Source organism: Methylobacterium sp. Leaf111, assembly GCF_001423285.1.
In the GTDB taxonomy this organism is placed as follows: domain Bacteria; phylum Pseudomonadota; class Alphaproteobacteria; order Rhizobiales; family Beijerinckiaceae; genus Methylobacterium.
On the sequence record NZ_LMNE01000019.1, the window covers coordinates 1 to 15,622 of the forward strand.

General features: G+C 65.6%; 29 protein-coding genes. All 29 read left to right on the forward strand.

Annotation, left to right across the window (positions count from 1 at the left end; all coding sequences use genetic code 11):
• On the forward strand, window positions 1-1,190 hold a 1,190-nt coding region (tuf, locus tag ASF41_RS12150; RefSeq protein ID WP_055949261.1), incomplete at both ends, for an elongation factor Tu.
• 29 nt (window positions 1,191-1,219) lie between these two features.
• Complete coding sequence (locus tag ASF41_RS26615) at window positions 1,220-1,300, forward strand: hypothetical protein (RefSeq protein WP_082476396.1); 81 nt, start codon at window positions 1,220-1,222, stop codon at window positions 1,298-1,300.
• An 89-nt stretch (window positions 1,301-1,389) separates the two neighbouring features.
• Window positions 1,390-1,698, forward strand: a complete 309-nt coding sequence (rpsJ, locus tag ASF41_RS12155; RefSeq protein WP_018044230.1) for a 30S ribosomal protein S10 — start codon at window positions 1,390-1,392, stop codon at window positions 1,696-1,698.
• A 50-nt stretch (window positions 1,699-1,748) separates the two neighbouring features.
• Window positions 1,749-2,489, forward strand: coding sequence for a 50S ribosomal protein L3 (gene rplC, locus ASF41_RS12160; protein ID WP_055949264.1), 741 nt, complete (start codon window positions 1,749-1,751; stop codon window positions 2,487-2,489).
• Window positions 2,489-3,109, forward strand: coding sequence for a 50S ribosomal protein L4 (rplD, locus tag ASF41_RS12165; protein ID WP_056270306.1), 621 nt, complete (start codon window positions 2,489-2,491; stop codon window positions 3,107-3,109). The genes rplC and rplD overlap by 1 nt, the downstream gene beginning before the upstream one ends.
• Window positions 3,106-3,402: a 50S ribosomal protein L23 gene (locus tag ASF41_RS12170; RefSeq protein ID WP_018044227.1), complete on the forward strand. Its 297-nt coding sequence runs from the start codon at window positions 3,106-3,108 to the stop codon at window positions 3,400-3,402. The genes rplD and ASF41_RS12170 overlap by 4 nt, the downstream gene beginning before the upstream one ends.
• 27 nt (window positions 3,403-3,429) lie before the next feature.
• Window positions 3,430-4,266 (forward strand): 50S ribosomal protein L2, encoded by an 837-nt coding sequence (gene rplB / locus ASF41_RS12175; protein ID WP_056219866.1) that lies wholly within the window; start codon window positions 3,430-3,432, stop codon window positions 4,264-4,266.
• Between the two features lie 5 nt (window positions 4,267-4,271).
• A complete protein-coding gene (gene rpsS / locus ASF41_RS12180; RefSeq protein WP_055949278.1) occupies window positions 4,272-4,550 on the forward strand; it encodes a 30S ribosomal protein S19 in 279 nt (92 codons plus the stop codon).
• Window positions 4,551-4,552: 2 nt separating this feature from the next.
• Window positions 4,553-4,939: a 50S ribosomal protein L22 gene (gene rplV, locus ASF41_RS12185; protein ID WP_055949281.1), complete on the forward strand. Its 387-nt coding sequence runs from the start codon at window positions 4,553-4,555 to the stop codon at window positions 4,937-4,939.
• A gap of 10 nt (window positions 4,940-4,949) precedes the next feature.
• On the forward strand, window positions 4,950-5,690 hold the full coding sequence (gene rpsC / locus ASF41_RS12190) for a 30S ribosomal protein S3 (RefSeq protein ID WP_055949284.1): 741 nt from the start codon (window positions 4,950-4,952) through the stop codon (window positions 5,688-5,690).
• Between the two features lie 47 nt (window positions 5,691-5,737).
• A complete protein-coding gene (rplP, locus tag ASF41_RS12195) occupies window positions 5,738-6,151 on the forward strand; it encodes a 50S ribosomal protein L16 (RefSeq protein WP_055949287.1) in 414 nt (137 codons plus the stop codon).
• An 11-nt stretch (window positions 6,152-6,162) separates the two neighbouring features.
• Window positions 6,163-6,378, forward strand: coding sequence for a 50S ribosomal protein L29 (rpmC, locus tag ASF41_RS12200; protein WP_056219869.1), 216 nt, complete (start codon window positions 6,163-6,165; stop codon window positions 6,376-6,378).
• 10 nt (window positions 6,379-6,388) lie between these two features.
• Window positions 6,389-6,649 (forward strand): 30S ribosomal protein S17, encoded by a 261-nt coding sequence (gene rpsQ / locus ASF41_RS12205; RefSeq protein ID WP_056270312.1) that lies wholly within the window; start codon window positions 6,389-6,391, stop codon window positions 6,647-6,649.
• A 344-nt stretch (window positions 6,650-6,993) separates the two neighbouring features.
• Window positions 6,994-7,209 (forward strand): hypothetical protein, encoded by a 216-nt coding sequence (locus ASF41_RS26090; protein ID WP_056493533.1) that lies wholly within the window; start codon window positions 6,994-6,996, stop codon window positions 7,207-7,209.
• A 45-nt stretch (window positions 7,210-7,254) separates the two neighbouring features.
• Complete coding sequence (locus ASF41_RS26095; RefSeq protein ID WP_056493535.1) at window positions 7,255-7,623, forward strand: hypothetical protein; 369 nt, start codon at window positions 7,255-7,257, stop codon at window positions 7,621-7,623.
• Window positions 7,624-7,877: 254 nt separating this feature from the next.
• Window positions 7,878-8,246 (forward strand): 50S ribosomal protein L14, encoded by a 369-nt coding sequence (gene rplN, locus ASF41_RS12220; protein ID WP_018044219.1) that lies wholly within the window; start codon window positions 7,878-7,880, stop codon window positions 8,244-8,246.
• Window positions 8,246-8,560 carry a 50S ribosomal protein L24 gene (gene rplX, locus ASF41_RS12225; RefSeq protein ID WP_056219883.1) on the forward strand — a complete coding sequence of 105 codons (315 nt, stop codon included), beginning with the start codon at window positions 8,246-8,248 and terminating at the stop codon, window positions 8,558-8,560. The genes rplN and rplX overlap by 1 nt, the downstream gene beginning before the upstream one ends.
• The gene (gene rplE / locus ASF41_RS12230) at window positions 8,553-9,119 is read left to right on the forward strand and encodes a 50S ribosomal protein L5 (RefSeq protein WP_056219886.1); all 567 of its coding nucleotides are present in this window, start codon (window positions 8,553-8,555) and stop codon (window positions 9,117-9,119) included. The genes rplX and rplE overlap by 8 nt, the downstream gene beginning before the upstream one ends.
• A gap of 40 nt (window positions 9,120-9,159) precedes the next feature.
• A complete protein-coding gene (gene rpsN, locus ASF41_RS12235; protein WP_056183527.1) occupies window positions 9,160-9,465 on the forward strand; it encodes a 30S ribosomal protein S14 in 306 nt (101 codons plus the stop codon).
• 12 nt (window positions 9,466-9,477) lie between these two features.
• Entirely contained in the window at window positions 9,478-9,873 is a 396-nt protein-coding gene (gene rpsH, locus ASF41_RS12240) for a 30S ribosomal protein S8 (RefSeq protein WP_055881679.1), read from the forward strand.
• A gap of 24 nt (window positions 9,874-9,897) precedes the next feature.
• Window positions 9,898-10,431, forward strand: a complete 534-nt coding sequence (gene rplF / locus ASF41_RS12245) for a 50S ribosomal protein L6 (protein WP_055949306.1) — start codon at window positions 9,898-9,900, stop codon at window positions 10,429-10,431.
• Between the two features lie 12 nt (window positions 10,432-10,443).
• Window positions 10,444-10,806, forward strand: coding sequence for a 50S ribosomal protein L18 (gene rplR / locus ASF41_RS12250; RefSeq protein ID WP_056219889.1), 363 nt, complete (start codon window positions 10,444-10,446; stop codon window positions 10,804-10,806).
• A 93-nt stretch (window positions 10,807-10,899) separates the two neighbouring features.
• Window positions 10,900-11,487 (forward strand): 30S ribosomal protein S5, encoded by a 588-nt coding sequence (gene rpsE, locus ASF41_RS12255; RefSeq protein WP_055949312.1) that lies wholly within the window; start codon window positions 10,900-10,902, stop codon window positions 11,485-11,487.
• Between the two features lie 12 nt (window positions 11,488-11,499).
• Complete coding sequence (gene rpmD, locus ASF41_RS12260) at window positions 11,500-11,691, forward strand: 50S ribosomal protein L30 (RefSeq protein WP_055949314.1); 192 nt, start codon at window positions 11,500-11,502, stop codon at window positions 11,689-11,691.
• An 11-nt stretch (window positions 11,692-11,702) separates the two neighbouring features.
• Entirely contained in the window at window positions 11,703-12,206 is a 504-nt protein-coding gene (rplO, locus tag ASF41_RS12265) for a 50S ribosomal protein L15 (RefSeq protein ID WP_056493540.1), read from the forward strand.
• A gap of 147 nt (window positions 12,207-12,353) precedes the next feature.
• Entirely contained in the window at window positions 12,354-13,691 is a 1,338-nt protein-coding gene (gene secY, locus ASF41_RS12270) for a preprotein translocase subunit SecY (RefSeq protein WP_056219895.1), read from the forward strand.
• A 113-nt stretch (window positions 13,692-13,804) separates the two neighbouring features.
• Window positions 13,805-14,407 carry an adenylate kinase gene (locus ASF41_RS12275; RefSeq protein ID WP_056493543.1) on the forward strand — a complete coding sequence of 201 codons (603 nt, stop codon included), beginning with the start codon at window positions 13,805-13,807 and terminating at the stop codon, window positions 14,405-14,407.
• Between the two features lie 246 nt (window positions 14,408-14,653).
• The gene (gene rpsM / locus ASF41_RS12280; RefSeq protein WP_019904471.1) at window positions 14,654-15,022 is read left to right on the forward strand and encodes a 30S ribosomal protein S13; all 369 of its coding nucleotides are present in this window, start codon (window positions 14,654-14,656) and stop codon (window positions 15,020-15,022) included.
• Window positions 15,023-15,192: 170 nt separating this feature from the next.
• Complete coding sequence (gene rpsK / locus ASF41_RS12285; RefSeq protein WP_055949325.1) at window positions 15,193-15,582, forward strand: 30S ribosomal protein S11; 390 nt, start codon at window positions 15,193-15,195, stop codon at window positions 15,580-15,582.
• Window positions 15,583-15,622 lie beyond the last annotated feature (40 nt).

A 15,622-nucleotide genomic window follows, 5' to 3' on the forward strand; every position in this document is an offset into this window, starting at 1 on the left:
ATGGCCAAAGAGAAATTCGCGCGTACGAAGCCGCACTGCAACATTGGCACGATCGGTCACGTGGATCACGGCAAGACGTCGTTGACGGCGGCGATCACGAAGGTTCTGGCCGAGACGGGCGGAGCGACGTTCACGGCCTACGACCAGATCGACAAGGCGCCGGAGGAGAAGGCGCGCGGGATCACGATCTCGACGGCGCACGTGGAGTACGAGACCACGAACCGACACTACGCGCACGTGGATTGCCCCGGTCACGCCGACTACGTGAAGAACATGATCACGGGCGCGGCGCAGATGGACGGCGCGATCCTGGTGGTGTCGGCGGCCGACGGCCCGATGCCGCAGACGCGCGAGCACATCCTTCTGGCCCGCCAGGTCGGCGTTCCGGCGCTGGTGGTGTTCCTGAACAAGGTCGACCTCGTCGACGACGCCGAGCTCCTCGAGCTCGTCGAGATGGAGGTGCGCGAGCTCCTCTCCAAGTACGACTTCCCCGGCGACGACATCCCGATCACCAAGGGTTCGGCCAAGGTGGCGCTGGACAACGGCGACAAGGCGATCGGCCACGACGCCGTGCTGGCGCTGATGGCGAGCGTGGACGCCTACATCCCGCAGCCGGAGCGTCCGATCGACAAGCCGTTCCTGATGCCCATCGAGGACGTGTTCTCGATCTCGGGCCGCGGCACGGTGGTGACGGGTCGCGTGGAGCGCGGCATCGTCAAGGTCGGCGAGACGGTGGAGATCGTGGGCATCCGCGACACCCAGACCACGACGGTCACGGGCGTCGAGATGTTCCGCAAGCTGCTCGACCAGGGCCAGGCGGGCGACAACGTCGGCGTGCTGCTGCGCGGCACCAAGCGCGAGGACGTGGAGCGCGGCCAGGTCGTGTGCAAGCCCGGCTCGGTCAAGCCCCACACCAAGTTCAAGGCCGAGGCCTACATCCTCACCAAGGAGGAGGGCGGCCGCCACACGCCGTTCTTCACCAACTACCGCCCGCAGTTCTACTTCCGCACCACGGACGTGACCGGCGTGTGCGTSCTGCCCGAGGGCACCGAGATGGTGATGCCCGGCGACAGCGTGACCATGGACGTCACCCTGATCGTGCCGGTGGCCATGGAAGAGAAGCTGCGCTTCGCCATCCGTGAAGGCGGACGCACCGTCGGCGCAGGCGTCGTCGCCGCCATCAACGAGTANGGACGTCACCCTGATCGTGCCGGTGGCCATGGAAGAGAAGCTGCGCTTCGCCATCCGTGAAGGCGGACGCACCGTCGGCGCAGGCGTCGTCGCCGCCATCAACGAGTAATCGTCCGTCCTCACGGTCACGTCTGCAGGGAACGATTGAGGGGCGGGTCCTCGCGCCCGCCCCCCATCGCCCCGCCAAGGTTTCAGGTCATGAACGGTCAGAATATTCGTATCCGCCTCAAGGCGTTCGACCATCGCATCCTCGATGCGTCGACCCGCGAGATCGTCTCGACGGCCAAGCGCACCGGCGCCACCATCCGTGGCCCCATCCCGCTTCCGACGCATATCGAGAAGTTCACCGTCAACCGCTCGCCCCACATCGACAAGAAGTCGCGCGAGCAGTTCGAGATGCGCACCCACAAGCGTGTCCTCGATATCGTCGATCCGACGCCCCAGACCGTGGACGCGCTGATGAAGCTCGACCTCGCCGCCGGCGTGGACGTGGAGATCAAGCTCTAAGTCCCGCGGGGATTTAGAGCTTACCGTAGAATCGCGCGAGGGAGACACCTATGCGCTCAGGCGTCATCGCACAGAAGGTCGGCATGACCCGCATCTTTACGGATGCAGGCGAACATGTCCCCGTCACCGTGCTTAAAATCGATCAATGTCAGGTGGTTGCCCACCGTACCGTCGAGAAGAACGGCTACGTCGCCCTTCAGGTCGGCGTCGGCAAGGCCAAGGTGAAGAACGTGTCGGCTGCCGAGCGCGGCCGGTTCGCAGTCGCCAAGGTCGAGCCCAAGCAAAAGCTCGCCGAGTTCCGCGTGTCCGAGGACAAGCTGATCCCGGTCGGCGCGGAGATCACGGCCGATCACTTCATCCCGGGCCAGTTCGTCGACGTGACGGGCACCACCACGGGTAAGGGGTTCGCCGGCGGCATGAAGCGCTGGAACTTCGGCGGTCTGCGCGCCACCCACGGCGTGTCCATCTCGCACCGTTCGATCGGTTCGACCGGTGGCCGCCAGGACCCGGGCAAGACCTTCAAGAACAAGAAGATGCCCGGCCATATGGGCGTCGACCGGGTCACGACCCAGAACCTGCGCGTCGTGCGCACGGATCCTGAGCGCGGCCTCATCCTCGTCGAAGGCGCCGTTCCCGGCGTCGCCGGCGGCTGGATTCAGATCCGCGACGCGGTGAAGCGCAAGCTCCCCGCGGACGTTCCGCAGCCTGGCAAGTTCCGTGAGCAGGGCGCATCCGCTCCCGCCACCGAAGCGCCGGCTCCCGAGGCTCCCGCTTCCGAGGAGAACGCGTGATGAAGCTCGATATCACCACGCTCGATGGCGCCGGTGCCGGTTCCGTCGATCTGGATGAGACCATCTTCGGTCTCGAGCCCCGCGTCGACCTGCTCCAGCGCATGGTTCGCTGGCAGCTCGCCAAGCGCCAGGCCGGCACCCATGCGGTCAAGAACCGCTCGGATGTGAACCGGACGCGCAAGAAGCTGTACAAGCAGAAGGGCACGGGTAACGCTCGCCACGGCGCCGCTTCCGCTCCGCAGTTCCGCGGTGGTGGACGCGCCTTCGGTCCGGTCGTGCGCAGCCATGCCCACGACCTGCCCAAGAAGGTCCGCGCGCTCGCCCTGAAGCACGCGCTGTCCGCGAAGGTGAAGGATTCCACCCTCATCATCGTCGACGACGTGAAGCTCGCCGAGGGCAAGACGAAGTCGCTCGTCGAGCGCTTCGAGAAGATGGGCCTGTCCAGCGCCCTGATCATCGGCGGTGCGGAAGTGGACGTGAACTTCGCACGTGCCGCTCGCAACATCCCGCAGATCGACGTGCTGCCGATCCAGGGCATCAACGTGTACGATATCCTGCGTCGCGAGAAGCTCGTGCTGACCCGCGCAGCGATCGATGCGCTGGAGGCGCGTTTCCAATGAGTGCCGATCCGCGCCACTACGACATCATCGTCTCCCCGGTCATCACCGAGAAGGCGACGAACCTCACCGAGCAGAACAAGGTCGTGTTCCGGGTTTCCCCGAAGGCAACCAAGCCGCAGATCAAGGAAGCGGTTGAGAAGCTGTTCGACGTCAAGGTCACGGGCGTGAACACGCTTGTCACCAAGGGCAAGAAGAAGATCTTCCGCGGGCTTCGCGGACAGCGCTCGGACGTGAAGAAAGCGATCGTTACCCTCGCCGAGGGTGAGACGATCGACGTCACGACCGGCCTCTGAGACAAGTCGGGTTAAGGATTACCACCGATGGCCTTGAAGACATTCAAACCGGTCACGCCGAGCCTTCGCCAGCTCGTGCTCGTCGACCGCCGTGAGCTCTACAAGGGCAAGCCGGTCAAGAAGCTCACCGAGGGCAAGTCGTCGTCCGGCGGCCGCAACAACCTCGGCCGCATCACGGTCCGCTTCCGCGGCGGCGGTCACAAGCGCACGCTCCGCAACGTGGACTTCAAGCGTCGCGAGCAGATGGGCGTGTCCGCCACGGTCGAGCGGATCGAGTACGATCCCAACCGCACTGCGTTCATCGCCTTGATCGCCTTCCCCGACGGCACGCAGAGCTACATCCTGGCTCCGCAGCGCCTGTCGCCCGGCGACAAGGTCGTGGCTGCCGAGCAGGTCGACATCAAGCCCGGCAATGCCGGTCCGGTCGGCAACATGCCGGTGGGCACGATCGTTCACAACGTTGAGCTCAAGATCGGCAAGGGCGGCGCGATCGCCCGCTCCGCGGGCAACTACGCCCAGATCGTCGGCCGCGATCAGGGCTACGTGACGCTCCGCCTGAATTCCGGCGAGCAGCGTCTGGTCCACGGCCAGTGCTTCGCCAGCGTCGGCGCGGTGTCGAACCCGGACCACATGAACATCTCGCTCGGCAAGGCCGGCCGCAATCGCTGGCTCGGCAAGCGCCCGCACGTTCGCGGCGTTGCCATGAACCCGGTCGACCACCCGCACGGCGGCGGCGAGGGACGCACTTCGGGCGGCCGTAACCCGGTCACGCCCTGGGGCGTTCCCACGAAGGGGAAGAAGACCCGCTCGAACAAGCGGACCGACGTCTTCATCCTGTCCAGCCGTCACAACCGTAAGAAGTAACGCCCATGGCACGCTCGCTCTGGAAGGGGCCGTTCATCGACGGCTACCTCCTCAAGAAGGCTGAAGCCGCTCGCGGTTCCAGCCGTAACGAAGTCATCAAGATCTGGAGCCGCCGCTCCACGATCCTGCCGCAGTTCGTTGGCCTCACCTTCGGTGTGCACAACGGGCAGAAGCACATCCCGGTCTACGTCTCCGAGGAAATGGTCGGCCACAAGTTCGGCGAGTTCTCGCCGACCCGCACCTTCCACGGTCACGCAGCCGACAAGAAGTCGAAGAGGCGCTGATCATGGGCAAGCCCGCCACTCCCCGCGCGCTCCCCGAGAACGAGGCTCAGGCCGTCGCGCGCATGCTGCGCGTCAGCCCACAGAAGCTCAATCTCGTCGCGCAGCTCATTCGCGGCAAGAAGGTCGACTCGGCTCTGGCCGATCTCGAATTTTCCCGCAAGCGGATCGCCCGCGAGGTCAAGAAGTGCCTCGAGAGCGCCATCGCCAATGCCGAGAACAATCACAACCTGGACGTCGACGATCTCGTCGTCTCCCAGGCCTTCGTCGGCAAGGCTCTCGTGCTCAAGCGTTTCCACGCTCGTGCCCGTGGCCGCGGCGCCCGTATCCTGAAGCCCTTCGCGAACCTCACCATCGTGGTGCGCGAAGTCCCGACCGCCGAAGCGGCGTGAGGAGGACCTGATGGGCCAGAAAGTCAATCCGATCGGTCTGCGGCTCGGTATCAACCGGACCTGGGACTCCCGCTGGTTCGCCCAGAAGGGTGAATACGCCAAGCTCATGCACGAGGACGTCGCGATCCGCGCCGCCCTCATGAAGCAGCTCAAGCAGGCTGCCGTCTCGAAGATCGTCATCGAGCGTCCGCACCGGAAGTGCCGCGTCACCATCCACTCGGGCCGTCCGGGCGTGGTCATCGGCAAGAAGGGCGCCGACATCGAGAAGTTGCGCAAGCTGGTGGGCACGCTCACCAAGGCCGACGTGACGATCAACATCGTCGAGGTGCGCAAGCCCGAGATCGACGCCACCCTGGTGGCCGACTCGATCGCCCAGCAGCTCGAGCGCCGCGTCGCCTTCCGTCGCGCCATGAAGCGCGCCGTTCAGTCGGCGATGCGTCTCGGTGCCGAGGGCATCCGGATCAACTGCTCGGGCCGGCTCGGCGGCGCCGAGATCGCGCGCCAGGAGTGGTACCGTGAGGGCCGCGTGCCCCTGCATACCCTCCGCGCCGACGTCGATTACGGCGTCGCCACCGCCTTCACGACCTATGGGACGTGCGGCATCAAGGTGTGGGTGTTCAAGGGCGAGATCCTCGAGCACGACCCGATGGCACAGGATAAGAAGGCGCAGGAAGAGGGTGGCCGTTCGGGCGGCCGTCGCGAGCGCGATGGTGAGGGTGGCCGCGAGCGCGGCCGGCGCGAACACGCCTGACGGCGCGTTCGTGACCCCGTCACCCAGAAAGGTGTTGAGAGGCTGCCATGTTGCAACCCAAGAAGACCAGGTTTCGTAAGCAGTTCAAGGGTCGCATTCACGGTGCGGCCAAGGGCGGCTTCGACCTCAACTTCGGGACCTTCGGCCTGAAGGCCGTCGAGCCCGAGCGCATCACCGCGCGCCAGATCGAAGCGGCCCGCCGCGCGATCACCCGTGAGATGAAGCGCCAGGGCCGTGTCTGGATCCGGATCTTTCCGGATGTCCCTGTCACGGCCAAGCCCACCGAAGTCCGCATGGGCTCCGGTAAGGGTGCACCCGAGTTCTGGGCTGCCCGCGTGCATCCCGGACGTATCATGTTCGAAGTCGACGGCGTGGCCGAGGACGTTGCGAAGGAGGCCCTGCGCCTCGGCGCGGCGAAGCTCCCGATCCGCACGCGCGTCGTTCAGCGCATCGCTGATTGAGGGAGGGGATCATGAAGTCGTCGCAGAGACAGTCGGATCTGGCCGCCCTGTCACCCGATCAGCTGACCGATGAGCTGTTGAACCTGAAGAAGGAGCAGTTCAACCTGCGCTTCCAAGGCGCCACCGGTCAGCTTGAGAACGTCGCGCGCGTCCGCGAAGTCCGCCGCGATATCGCCCGCGTTCGTACACTCCAGCGTCAGAAGACGCTGAAGTCGGCGCAGGCCTGAGGAGTACACCATGCCGAAGCGCGTATTGCAGGGCGTCGTCGTCAGCGACAAGGGCGAGAAGACCATCGTCGTGAAGGTGGAGCGTCGCTTCACCCATCCGGTGATGAAGAAGACCGTCCGTCGCTCGAAGAATTACCACGCTCATGACGAAGCCAACGTCGCCAAGGTCGGCCAGACCGTGTCGATCGAGGAGTGCCGTCCGTTCTCGAAGACCAAGACCTGGCAGCTGGTGTCCGGCGCCACGTCGGAGGCTCCCGCCGCCGAGGCGTGAACCGACAGCACCGGAACTTCCAAATACGGGCGCAGGCTTCTGCGCCCGTTTTTTCGTGCCGTATTGCTCGGGGGAGCGCATGATTGCGGTCCCGTCCGGCATCACCCGCATCGCTTAAGGATAGCGGTGGAAGTCCTCGTGGCTCTTTTCGGAGCGGTGCAGCTCGACGGGATCGTCAGCGCGCGCCGGCAATTCGGCATCCCTCTCGGCCGGACCTGCAGACCGCGATCGTCGCCGAGGTCGCATTGCCAGCCCAGGACTGCTGGGGGTGCACCAGGTCTCCGATCAGCTGCCCCTGACGAATTCCGAGCCACCTTGTTTGGTAGCACGGCCAAGCCTTCTCCATGCTTCCGCTGCAGGGTCGCGACACGGATGTCGGTGAAGCCGAGCTGTTCGCGGCCCTCGACAATGGGCTCCGGCTCGTCAAGGTCGCGGATCGACCCGTGGTGGTGCTGTTTTCGAAATACAGCATCCTTCGAGAGATCGAGCTCTCGCAGGTCGAGATCGTGAACCTGCCTGACGTCGAATCGTTCGAATTTGCGCGGGCTTTCCCTGCGTGATTCGGGCCGTGGGGGCAACCGTCCCAGGAGATTAAGGACGCCCTCGTGTCGCGTCCGGGGCGCCCAGGCAAGGCCATCGAGATCGTAGATCCGGATACGGCTCGCAGGGGCCGGCTCGTCGCACTCTATGGGGTGTCCCTGGAGTGCGAGGAAGGCGCGATCGACGAGGCGCTCGCATTGTCGGGCGGCCGGAGCGCCGCCTTCGTGAAGGAGACGGCCCGGCTCCTGGCCCAGAGTTTCTCCTTTGCGGGGCGGGACGATATGGTGGACCGAGCGACTATCTCGGATGTCCTCGGCGAAGCCGCCGGCAGCGCAAACCGGATCGGCCGCCGGATCACTGGCCCGTCGAATACCTTCAAGCTCACCGAACGCGCCGGAGTGCCTGTCCCGGACGGGTGCGGGGAAGATCTCTGAGCCCCCGGCACGGTTTGGGTCCGCGCGTGTTCGGCCTTGCGTCCTGCAGTTCGCTGGTGTAGTGGGCATGCCTTCGCGACAGTTGAGAAGGGTGTTCGCGCCTTTCGAACGCGGTGACCGCGCCGGTGTCCAAAAACACCGATTGCGCGGTGCTTCATATGAGCCGGGGACATCAGATCCCCCTCAGGCGTCGTCCGCCGGGCAATACCGTCCGCGTGCGGAAACCCGCCTGAAACAAAGAAAGGTCACTGCCCGTGATCCAGATGCAGACGAATCTGGACGTCGCCGACAACTCGGGTGCACGCCGTGTGATGTGCATCAAGGTTCTGGGCGGGTCGAAGCGTAAGTATGCCGGCGTCGGCGACATCATCGTGGTCTCGGTCAAGGAAGCGATTCCACGGGGTCGCGTGAAGAAGGGCGACGTCATGAAGGCGGTCGTCGTGCGCACCGCCAAGGAAGTGAAGCGTGCCGACGGTTCGGTGATCCGCTTCGACAAGAACGCCGCCGTTCTGATCAACAATCAGAAGGAGCCGATCGGGACCCGTATCTTCGGACCGGTGCCCCGCGAGCTGCGCGCCCGCAATCACATGAAGATCATCTCGCTCGCGCCGGAGGTGCTGTGATGGCCGCTAAGGTCAAGAAAGGCGACAAGGTCGTCGTCCTCACCGGTCGCGACAAGGGTCGCTCCGGCGAGGTCATCCAGGTTCTCCCGAAGGAAGATCGCGCGTTCGTACGCGGCATCAACCTCGTGAAGAAGCACCAGAAGCAGACGCAGAACCAGGAAGGCGGCATCGTCTCCAAGGAAGCTGCGATCCAGCTCTCGAATCTCGCGTTGCAGGACGCGAACGGCAAGCCGACTCGCGTGGGTTTCCGCATCCTCGAAGACGGCCGCAAGGTCCGCTTCGCCAAGACCACGGGGGACCAGATCGATGGCTGAGAAGAATGCTGACGGGTACACCCCGCGCCTGCGCAAGCACTACGACGAAGTGGTGCGCCAGAAGCTGATCGAAGAGTTCGGCTATAAGAACCCCATGCAGGTTCCGGTCATCGAGAAGATCGTGATCAACATGGGCGTCGGCGAGTCGACGGCCGATTCGAAGAAGGCGTCCGTCGCCGCCGGCGACCTGGCCCTCATCGCCGGCCAGAAGCCGGTCATCACCAAGGCCCGCAAGGCCATCGCGACCTTCAAGGTGCGCGAGGGCATGCCAATCGGCTGCAAAGTCACGCTACGCAAGCAGCGCATGTACGAGTTCATGGATCGCCTGATCACGATCGCGCTCCCGCGCGTCCGCGATTTCCGCGGCCTGAACCCGCGCTCCTTCGACGGCAACGGCAACTACGCGCTGGGCCTCAAGGAGCACCTCGTGTTCCCGGAGATCTCGTACGACAAGGCCGAGGCCACCTGGGGCATGGACATCGTCATCCAGACGACGGCCCGCACCGATGCTGAGGCGCGCGCGCTCCTCACGCAGTTCCGATTCCCGTTCCGGCAGTGAGCCCCCGTTAGGGTCTCAGACGCGGACACCGGAGAGAGAAATGGCAAAGAAAAGCTCGATCGAGAAGAACAAGCACCGCGAAGCGCTGGTGAAGCTCTACGCCCCCAAGCGCAAGGCGCTGCTTGCCACGGCGAATGACGAGTCCCTCGAGATGGAGGAGCGCTTCGAGGCGCGCCTCAAGCTCGCGGAGCTGCCCCGCAATTCGTCCCCCACCCGCATCCGCAACCGCTGCGGCATGACCGGCCGTCCGCGCGCTTTCTATCGCAAGATGGGCATCTCGCGCATCGCGCTGCGCGAACTCGGCAACCAGGGTCTGATCCCCGGTCTCGTCAAGTCGAGCTGGTAAGGAGCAACCACCATGGTCAACGATCCCGTGGGTGATATGCTCACCCGCATCCGCAATGGTCAGCAGCGCCGCCGCAACGTCGTCCAGACGCCCGGCTCCCGCCTGCGTGCCAGCGTGCTCGACGTCCTCAAATCCGAGGGCTACATCCGCGACTACGCGACCACGGATTACGGCAACGGCCGCACCGAGTTCGCCATCGAGCTGAAGTACTACGACGGCCAGCCCGTCATCCGCTCGATCCAGCGCGTGTCGAAGCCCGGCCGCCGCGTCTACTCGTCGGTCGGCGAGTTGCCGCGCGTCGCCGATGGTCTCGGCGTCACCATCGTGTCCACCCCGCAGGGCGTCATGGCCGACCACGAGGCGCGCGAGCGCAACGTCGGCGGCGAAGTGCTCTGCAAGGTGTTCTGATCTCGGACTTGGAGGAATAAGGCGATGTCTCGCGTAGGCAAGAAGCCCGTTCCCGTCCCGTCCGGTGTGACGGCCACGGTGACCGGTCAAACGGTGAAGATGAAGGGCTCCAAGGGCGAGCTCCAGTACGTCGTTCCCAACGTGGTCGACGTGAAGTTCGAGGACGGCGCCGTCTCGGTGCAGCCTAAGAACCAGACCAAGGAGGCGCGCTCGCTTTGGGGCACCTCCCGCGCTCAGGTGGCGAACCTCGTCGAGGGCGTCTCCAAGGGCTTCGAGAAGAAGCTCGAGATCACCGGCGTGGGTTACCGCGCCGCGATGGCCGGCAAGGCTCTGAAGCTCTCGCTCGGCTACAGCCACGACATCGAGTACGAGATCCCCGCGGGGATCACGATCGCGGTGCCGAAGCCCACCGAGATCGTCATCTCCGGCATCGACCGACAGGTGGTCGGCCAAGTCGCCGCCGAGATCCGCGACTATCGCGGTCCCGAGCCCTACAAGGGCAAGGGCGTGAAGTACGCGGGCGAGTTCATCTTCCGCAAGGAAGGCAAGAAGAAGTAAGGGCCGCCGAACATGTCACGCAAAATCGATGCACTCGACCGCCGCAAGGCGCGTGTGCGCCGCGCGCTGCGGGCGGCGGCCAATGGACGGCCCCGGCTCTCGGTGTTCCGTTCCTCGAAGCAGATCTACGTCCAGGTGATCGACGACGCCGCGGGTAAGACCCTCGCGTCGGCCTCGAGCCTCGACAAGGATCTCCGCACCGGCCTCAAGACCGGTGCCGACGTCTCAGCCGCCCAGGCCGTTGGTAAGCTCGTCGCCGAGCGCGCCAAGGCTGCGGGCGTCACCCAGGTGATCTTCGATCGCTCGGGTTACCTCTACCACGGGCGCGTCAAGGCTCTCGCCGACGCCGCCCGCGAGGGTGGCCTCGAGTTCTGAGAATGGCGGAGGAGGGCGGCGCCCGCCGCTCTCCGTTCCGGACGATTCAAGCGAGCGGGTCCGCCACCCGCGTCAGTGAGATGGATATTCAATATGGCACGTGAACGTGAAGGCGGTGGCCGCGGCCGCCGCGATGAGCGCGAAGAGCGCGACAGCGAGTTCGTGGACAAGCTCGTCCACATCAACCGCGTCGCCAAGGTGGTGAAGGGCGGACGTCGCTTCGGCTTCGCCGCGCTCGTCGTCGTGGGCGACCAGAAGGGCCGCGTCGGCTTCGGCCACGGCAAGGCCCGTGAGGTTCCCGAGGCGATCCGCAAGGCGACCGAAGCCGCCAAGCGTGGCCTCGTCCGCGTCGCGCTCCGCGAAGGTCGTACCCTGCACCACGACGTCTACGGTCGTCACGGCGCCGGCAAGGTCATCCTCCGCGCCGCCCCCCAGGGAACCGGCATCATCGCCGGCGGCCCGATGCGCGCCGTCTTCGAGACGCTGGGCATGCAGGACGTGGTGGCCAAGAGCCTCGGCTCCTCGAACCCCTACAACCTCGTGCGCGCCACGTTCGAGGCGCTCAAGAACGAAGACAGCCCGCGCTCCGTCGCGGCCCGTCGCGGTCTCAAGGTGTCGGCCCTCCAGGCCCGTCGCCGTGATGCCGATCCGTCCGACATGTCCGAAGCCGCCGTCGCGTAAGGGGAGGGTCCAATGGCACAGAAGACTCTCCGCATCGAGCAGATCGGGTCTCCGATCCGCCGCGAAGGCGACCAGCGCGCGACGCTGATCGGCCTCAAGCTCAACAAGCTGCACCGGGTTTCCGAGCTGGAGGATACACCCTCCGTGCGCGGCATGATCCGCAAGGTGCAGCACCTCGTGCGCGTCCTTGGCGACGCGGCCTGAGGGAGGGCATCATGAAACTGAACGAACTCCGCGACAACGACGGCGCCACCAAGAACCGGATGCGCGTCGGACGGGGCATCGGCTCCGGCAAGGGCAAGACCGCAGGACGCGGCGTGAAGGGTCAGAAGGCCCGCACCGGCGTCTCCATCAAGGGCTTCGAGGGTGGCCAGATGCCGCTGCATCGTCGCCTTCCGAAGCGCGGCTTCAACAACCTGTACTCCACGGACCTGAACGAGGTGAATCTCGGTCGCATCCAGCAGGCTGTCGATGCCGGCCGGATCGAGGCGGGCGCCACCGTCACCGTCGAGACGCTGATCGCCGCCGGCATCTGCGCGCGTGCCCGTGACGGCGTGAAGCTCCTCGGCGTGGGCGAGCTCACCACCAAGCTGACCTTCGAGGTCACCCGCGCGTCGAAGTCGGCGATCGAGGGTATCGAGAAGGCTGGCGGGTCGGTCACCGTGACCTACGGCGACGGCGTCTCCACCCGTGGCAAGCCTTCCCGCGTGGTTGCGTAGTCACGCGACTGACTTTAAGTCGAAGCTCTGAGCGGCGGCCCGTGCGACCTCGCGCGCGGCCGCCGTTCCCGTTTTATCAGGGAGCGGCCTCTTCTCGCCGGAGAAGACGACCCGCCCTCATGTGATCCATCTCTAGGAACCGGTGCCATGGCCTCAGCCGCCGAGCAGCTTGCCGCGAACCTCAATTTCGGGGCCATCGCCAAGGCCGACGAGCTCAAGAAGCGCATCTGGTTCACGCTGGGTGCGCTCATCGTGTTCCGCCTCGGGACCTACATCCCGATCCCGGGCATCGACCCGGAACAGTTCGCGCGGAACTTCCAGCAGCAATCGGGCGGCGTGCTCGGGCTGTTCAACATGTTCTCCGGCGGTGCCGTCGAGCGCATGGCGATCTTCGCGCTCAACATCATGCCCTATATCTCGGCCTCCATCATCATCCAGCTTCTGACCTCGGTGATCCCGAGCCTCGAGACGCTGAAGAAGGAGGGTGAGTCGGGCCGCAAGGTCATCAACCAGTACACCCGCTACCTCACGGTGGTGCTGGCGCTGGTGCAGTCCTGGGGTATCGCCTTCGGCCTCCAGGGATCGAGCGCGGCCATCGAGCCCGGTCCGTTCTTCATCCTGTCCACCGTCATCACCCTGACGGGCGGCACGCTGTTCCTGATGTGGATCGGCGAGCAGATCACCTCGCGCGGCATCGGTAACGGCTCCTCGCTGATCATCTTCGCGGGCATCGTCGCCCATCTTCCGGTGGCGATCGTCGGCGCCCTGGAGCTGAGCCGCACCGGTGCGCTTTCCTCGGCCGTCATCCTCGGCATGGGCGTCGCCGCCGTCGCGCTCGTATACTTCATCGTGTTCATGGAGCGCGCGCAGCGCCGCCTGCTCATCAACTATCCGAAGCGCCAGGTCGGCAATCGGATGTACGAGGGCCAGACCTCGTTCCTGCCGCTGAAGCTTAACACCGCCGGCGTCATCCCGCCGATCTTCGCCTCGTCGCTGCTGCTCCTGCCCGCCACCGTGGCGAGCTTCTCGGCCAACAACGGCGGCACCGGAATCCTGGCCACGATCACGACCTATATCGGTCACGGCCGGCCGCTCTACATGGTGCTCTACGCCGCCCTGATCATCTTCTTCGCGTTCTTCTACACGGCCGTGGTCTTCAATCCCGAGGAAACGGCGGACAACCTGAAGAAGCATGGCGGCTTCATTCCCGGCATCCGCCCGGGTGAGCGGACCGCGGCCTTCATCGACAAGGTCCTGACCCGCATCACCCTGATCGGAGCGCTGTACCTGACCTTCGTCTGCCTGGTGCCCGAAATCCTGGCCTCGTATTCCTCGGCCGCCATCGGCTTCGGCGGCACCTCCCTGCTCATCGTGGTCTCCGTGACGATGGATACGGTGGCGCAAATTCACGGGCACTTGATGGCCCATCAGTACGAAGGCCTCGTCAAGAAGGCGAAGCTGCGCGGGGCGACCCGCCGGCGCTGACGGGAGCGCGCGGCGGGCTTCAGGGCCGCCGCAGCCCTTGCTAGAGTTCCGAAAGCCGGCGCCGAGCAGGATCGCCGGATATCCAAGCAGACCGGACCTGAGGAAACGACACCATGCGCATCATCCTGCTTGGGCCGCCCGGCGCGGGGAAGGGGACGCAGTCCGAGCGGATCGTGGCACGGTATGGCATTCCTCAGCTCTCCACCGGCGACATGCTGCGCGCGGCCGTCGCCGCCGGCACGCCGGTGGGCCTACAGGCCAAGACCGTGATGGAATCCGGTGGCCTCGTCTCCGATGCGATCGTGGTCGGGATCGTGGCCGATCGCATCGAAGAAGCGGATGCCAAGCCCGGCTTCATCCTTGACGGGTTCCCCCGCACGGTGGAGCAGGCCAAGGCCCTCGATGCGATGCTGTCCCAGAAGGGCATCGCCCTCGACACCGTCATCGAGTTCGCCGTGGACGAGGAGGCGCTGGTGGGCCGAATCGCCAAGCGCGCCGAGGAAACGGCGGCCCGCGGTCAGCCCGTGCGCAAGGACGACACGCCCGAGGTCTTCAAGACCCGCCTCGACGCGTATCGGAAGCAGACCGCGCCCCTGTCCGACTACTATGCCGGCACCGGCCTTCTGCAGACCATCGACGGCATGAAGCCGGTCGATGCCGTCACCCAGGATCTGGTGACGATCCTGGACCGTCACACCGCGTCGGCGGAGTCCTGACCGGACCTTCCCGGCGCGGCCACGGAGCCGGGATCGAGCCGGGCTCGCCGCTTTATCAGGGTTGACACACCCCCCGGCCCGCGCTAGTGGGCCGGTCTTCGTTCAGAGGAAGTGGGTCCGGATCGCCTCTCCAAGAGGCCGATGCGGGCCGATTTGTCGTTTTGGACGGCGCGCAGGGGCCGGTCTCCACCGGACGCGCGTGACACTCGGCCCGGCCTCAGGTCCGGCGCCTCATGGAGAGACACCTTGGCTCGTATCGCTGGCGTTAACATCCCGACCAACAAGCGCGTCGTCATCGCGCTGCAGTACATTCACGGCATCGGCCCCAAGAAGGCCGAGGAAATCACCGGCAAGGTCGGGATCCCTGCCGAGCGTCGCGTCAATCAGTTGACCGACGCCGAGGTGCTGTCGATCCGCGAGACCATCGATCGCGACTACATCGTCGAGGGCGACTTGCGCCGCGAAGTCTCGATGAACATCAAGCGCCTCATGGATCTCGGCTGCTATCGTGGCCTGCGCCACCGCCGCAACCTGCCCGTCCGCGGCCAGCGCACGCACACCAATGCGCGCACCCGCAAGGGCAAGTCCAAGCCGATCGCCGGCAAGAAGAAGTAAGCCTCTTGCTTTGGGAGGTCGTGCCGCGCGCGGCCTCCCGACCATCGCGCCCGGTGAACCGTGCGCGTCAGCCCGCGCCGCGGCCCGGCAATCGAACACCGCGCCCTCCGCATCGCAGAAGACTCCCGAGCGCCTGGAATGACGGGCGCGCCTGAAGGACGAAAGTACACATGGCCAAGGAAACCACCCGCGTCCGTCGCCGCGAACGCAAGAACATCGTCTCGGGCGTCGCGCATGTGAACGCGTCGTTCAACAACACGATGGTCACCATCACCGATGCCCAGGGCAACACCATCTCGTGGTCGTCCGCCGGCGCCATGGGCTTCAAGGGGTCGCGCAAGTCGACCCCGTACGCTGCCCAGGTCGCGGCCGAGGATGCCGCCCGCAAGGCCGCCGAGCACGGCATGCGCACCCTCGAGGTCGAGGTCTCCGGTCCGGGTTCGGGTCGTGAGTCCGCCCTGCGCGCGCTGCAGGCCGCCGGCTTCACCGTCACGTCGATCCGTGACGTGACGTCGATCCCGCACAACGGTTGCCGTCCGCGCAAGCGTCGTCGCGTCTGAGCCGACGTCGTCGCGAACTTTTTGGGGCCTGTTACGGAGA

What these genes read in the sequence shown, in the direction of transcription:
- ASF41_RS26615 (WP_082476396.1), top strand. Translation starts at nt 1,220, where the DNA reads ATGGAAGAGAAGCTGCGCTTCGCCATCCGTGAAGGCGGACGCACCGTC.
- rpsJ (WP_018044230.1), top strand. Translation starts at nt 1,390, where the DNA reads ATGAACGGTCAGAATATTCGTATCCGCCTCAAGGCGTTCGACCATCGC.
- rplC (WP_055949264.1), top strand. Translation starts at nt 1,749, where the DNA reads ATGCGCTCAGGCGTCATCGCACAGAAGGTCGGCATGACCCGCATCTTT.
- rplD (WP_056270306.1), top strand. Translation starts at nt 2,489, where the DNA reads ATGAAGCTCGATATCACCACGCTCGATGGCGCCGGTGCCGGTTCCGTC.
- ASF41_RS12170 (WP_018044227.1), top strand. Translation starts at nt 3,106, where the DNA reads ATGAGTGCCGATCCGCGCCACTACGACATCATCGTCTCCCCGGTCATC.
- rplB (WP_056219866.1), top strand. Translation starts at nt 3,430, where the DNA reads ATGGCCTTGAAGACATTCAAACCGGTCACGCCGAGCCTTCGCCAGCTC.
- rpsS (WP_055949278.1), top strand. Translation starts at nt 4,272, where the DNA reads ATGGCACGCTCGCTCTGGAAGGGGCCGTTCATCGACGGCTACCTCCTC.
- rplV (WP_055949281.1), top strand. Translation starts at nt 4,553, where the DNA reads ATGGGCAAGCCCGCCACTCCCCGCGCGCTCCCCGAGAACGAGGCTCAG.
- rpsC (WP_055949284.1), top strand. Translation starts at nt 4,950, where the DNA reads ATGGGCCAGAAAGTCAATCCGATCGGTCTGCGGCTCGGTATCAACCGG.
- rplP (WP_055949287.1), top strand. Translation starts at nt 5,738, where the DNA reads ATGTTGCAACCCAAGAAGACCAGGTTTCGTAAGCAGTTCAAGGGTCGC.
- rpmC (WP_056219869.1), top strand. Translation starts at nt 6,163, where the DNA reads ATGAAGTCGTCGCAGAGACAGTCGGATCTGGCCGCCCTGTCACCCGAT.
- rpsQ (WP_056270312.1), top strand. Translation starts at nt 6,389, where the DNA reads ATGCCGAAGCGCGTATTGCAGGGCGTCGTCGTCAGCGACAAGGGCGAG.
- ASF41_RS26090 (WP_056493533.1), top strand. Translation starts at nt 6,994, where the DNA reads ATGCTTCCGCTGCAGGGTCGCGACACGGATGTCGGTGAAGCCGAGCTG.
- rplX (WP_056219883.1), top strand. Translation starts at nt 8,246, where the DNA reads ATGGCCGCTAAGGTCAAGAAAGGCGACAAGGTCGTCGTCCTCACCGGT.
- rplE (WP_056219886.1), top strand. Translation starts at nt 8,553, where the DNA reads ATGGCTGAGAAGAATGCTGACGGGTACACCCCGCGCCTGCGCAAGCAC.
- rpsN (WP_056183527.1), top strand. Translation starts at nt 9,160, where the DNA reads ATGGCAAAGAAAAGCTCGATCGAGAAGAACAAGCACCGCGAAGCGCTG.
- rpsH (WP_055881679.1), top strand. Translation starts at nt 9,478, where the DNA reads ATGGTCAACGATCCCGTGGGTGATATGCTCACCCGCATCCGCAATGGT.
- rplF (WP_055949306.1), top strand. Translation starts at nt 9,898, where the DNA reads ATGTCTCGCGTAGGCAAGAAGCCCGTTCCCGTCCCGTCCGGTGTGACG.
- rplR (WP_056219889.1), top strand. Translation starts at nt 10,444, where the DNA reads ATGTCACGCAAAATCGATGCACTCGACCGCCGCAAGGCGCGTGTGCGC.
- rpsE (WP_055949312.1), top strand. Translation starts at nt 10,900, where the DNA reads ATGGCACGTGAACGTGAAGGCGGTGGCCGCGGCCGCCGCGATGAGCGC.
- rpmD (WP_055949314.1), top strand. Translation starts at nt 11,500, where the DNA reads ATGGCACAGAAGACTCTCCGCATCGAGCAGATCGGGTCTCCGATCCGC.
- rplO (WP_056493540.1), top strand. Translation starts at nt 11,703, where the DNA reads ATGAAACTGAACGAACTCCGCGACAACGACGGCGCCACCAAGAACCGG.
- secY (WP_056219895.1), top strand. Translation starts at nt 12,354, where the DNA reads ATGGCCTCAGCCGCCGAGCAGCTTGCCGCGAACCTCAATTTCGGGGCC.
- ASF41_RS12275 (WP_056493543.1), top strand. Translation starts at nt 13,805, where the DNA reads ATGCGCATCATCCTGCTTGGGCCGCCCGGCGCGGGGAAGGGGACGCAG.
- rpsK (WP_055949325.1), top strand. Translation starts at nt 15,193, where the DNA reads ATGGCCAAGGAAACCACCCGCGTCCGTCGCCGCGAACGCAAGAACATC.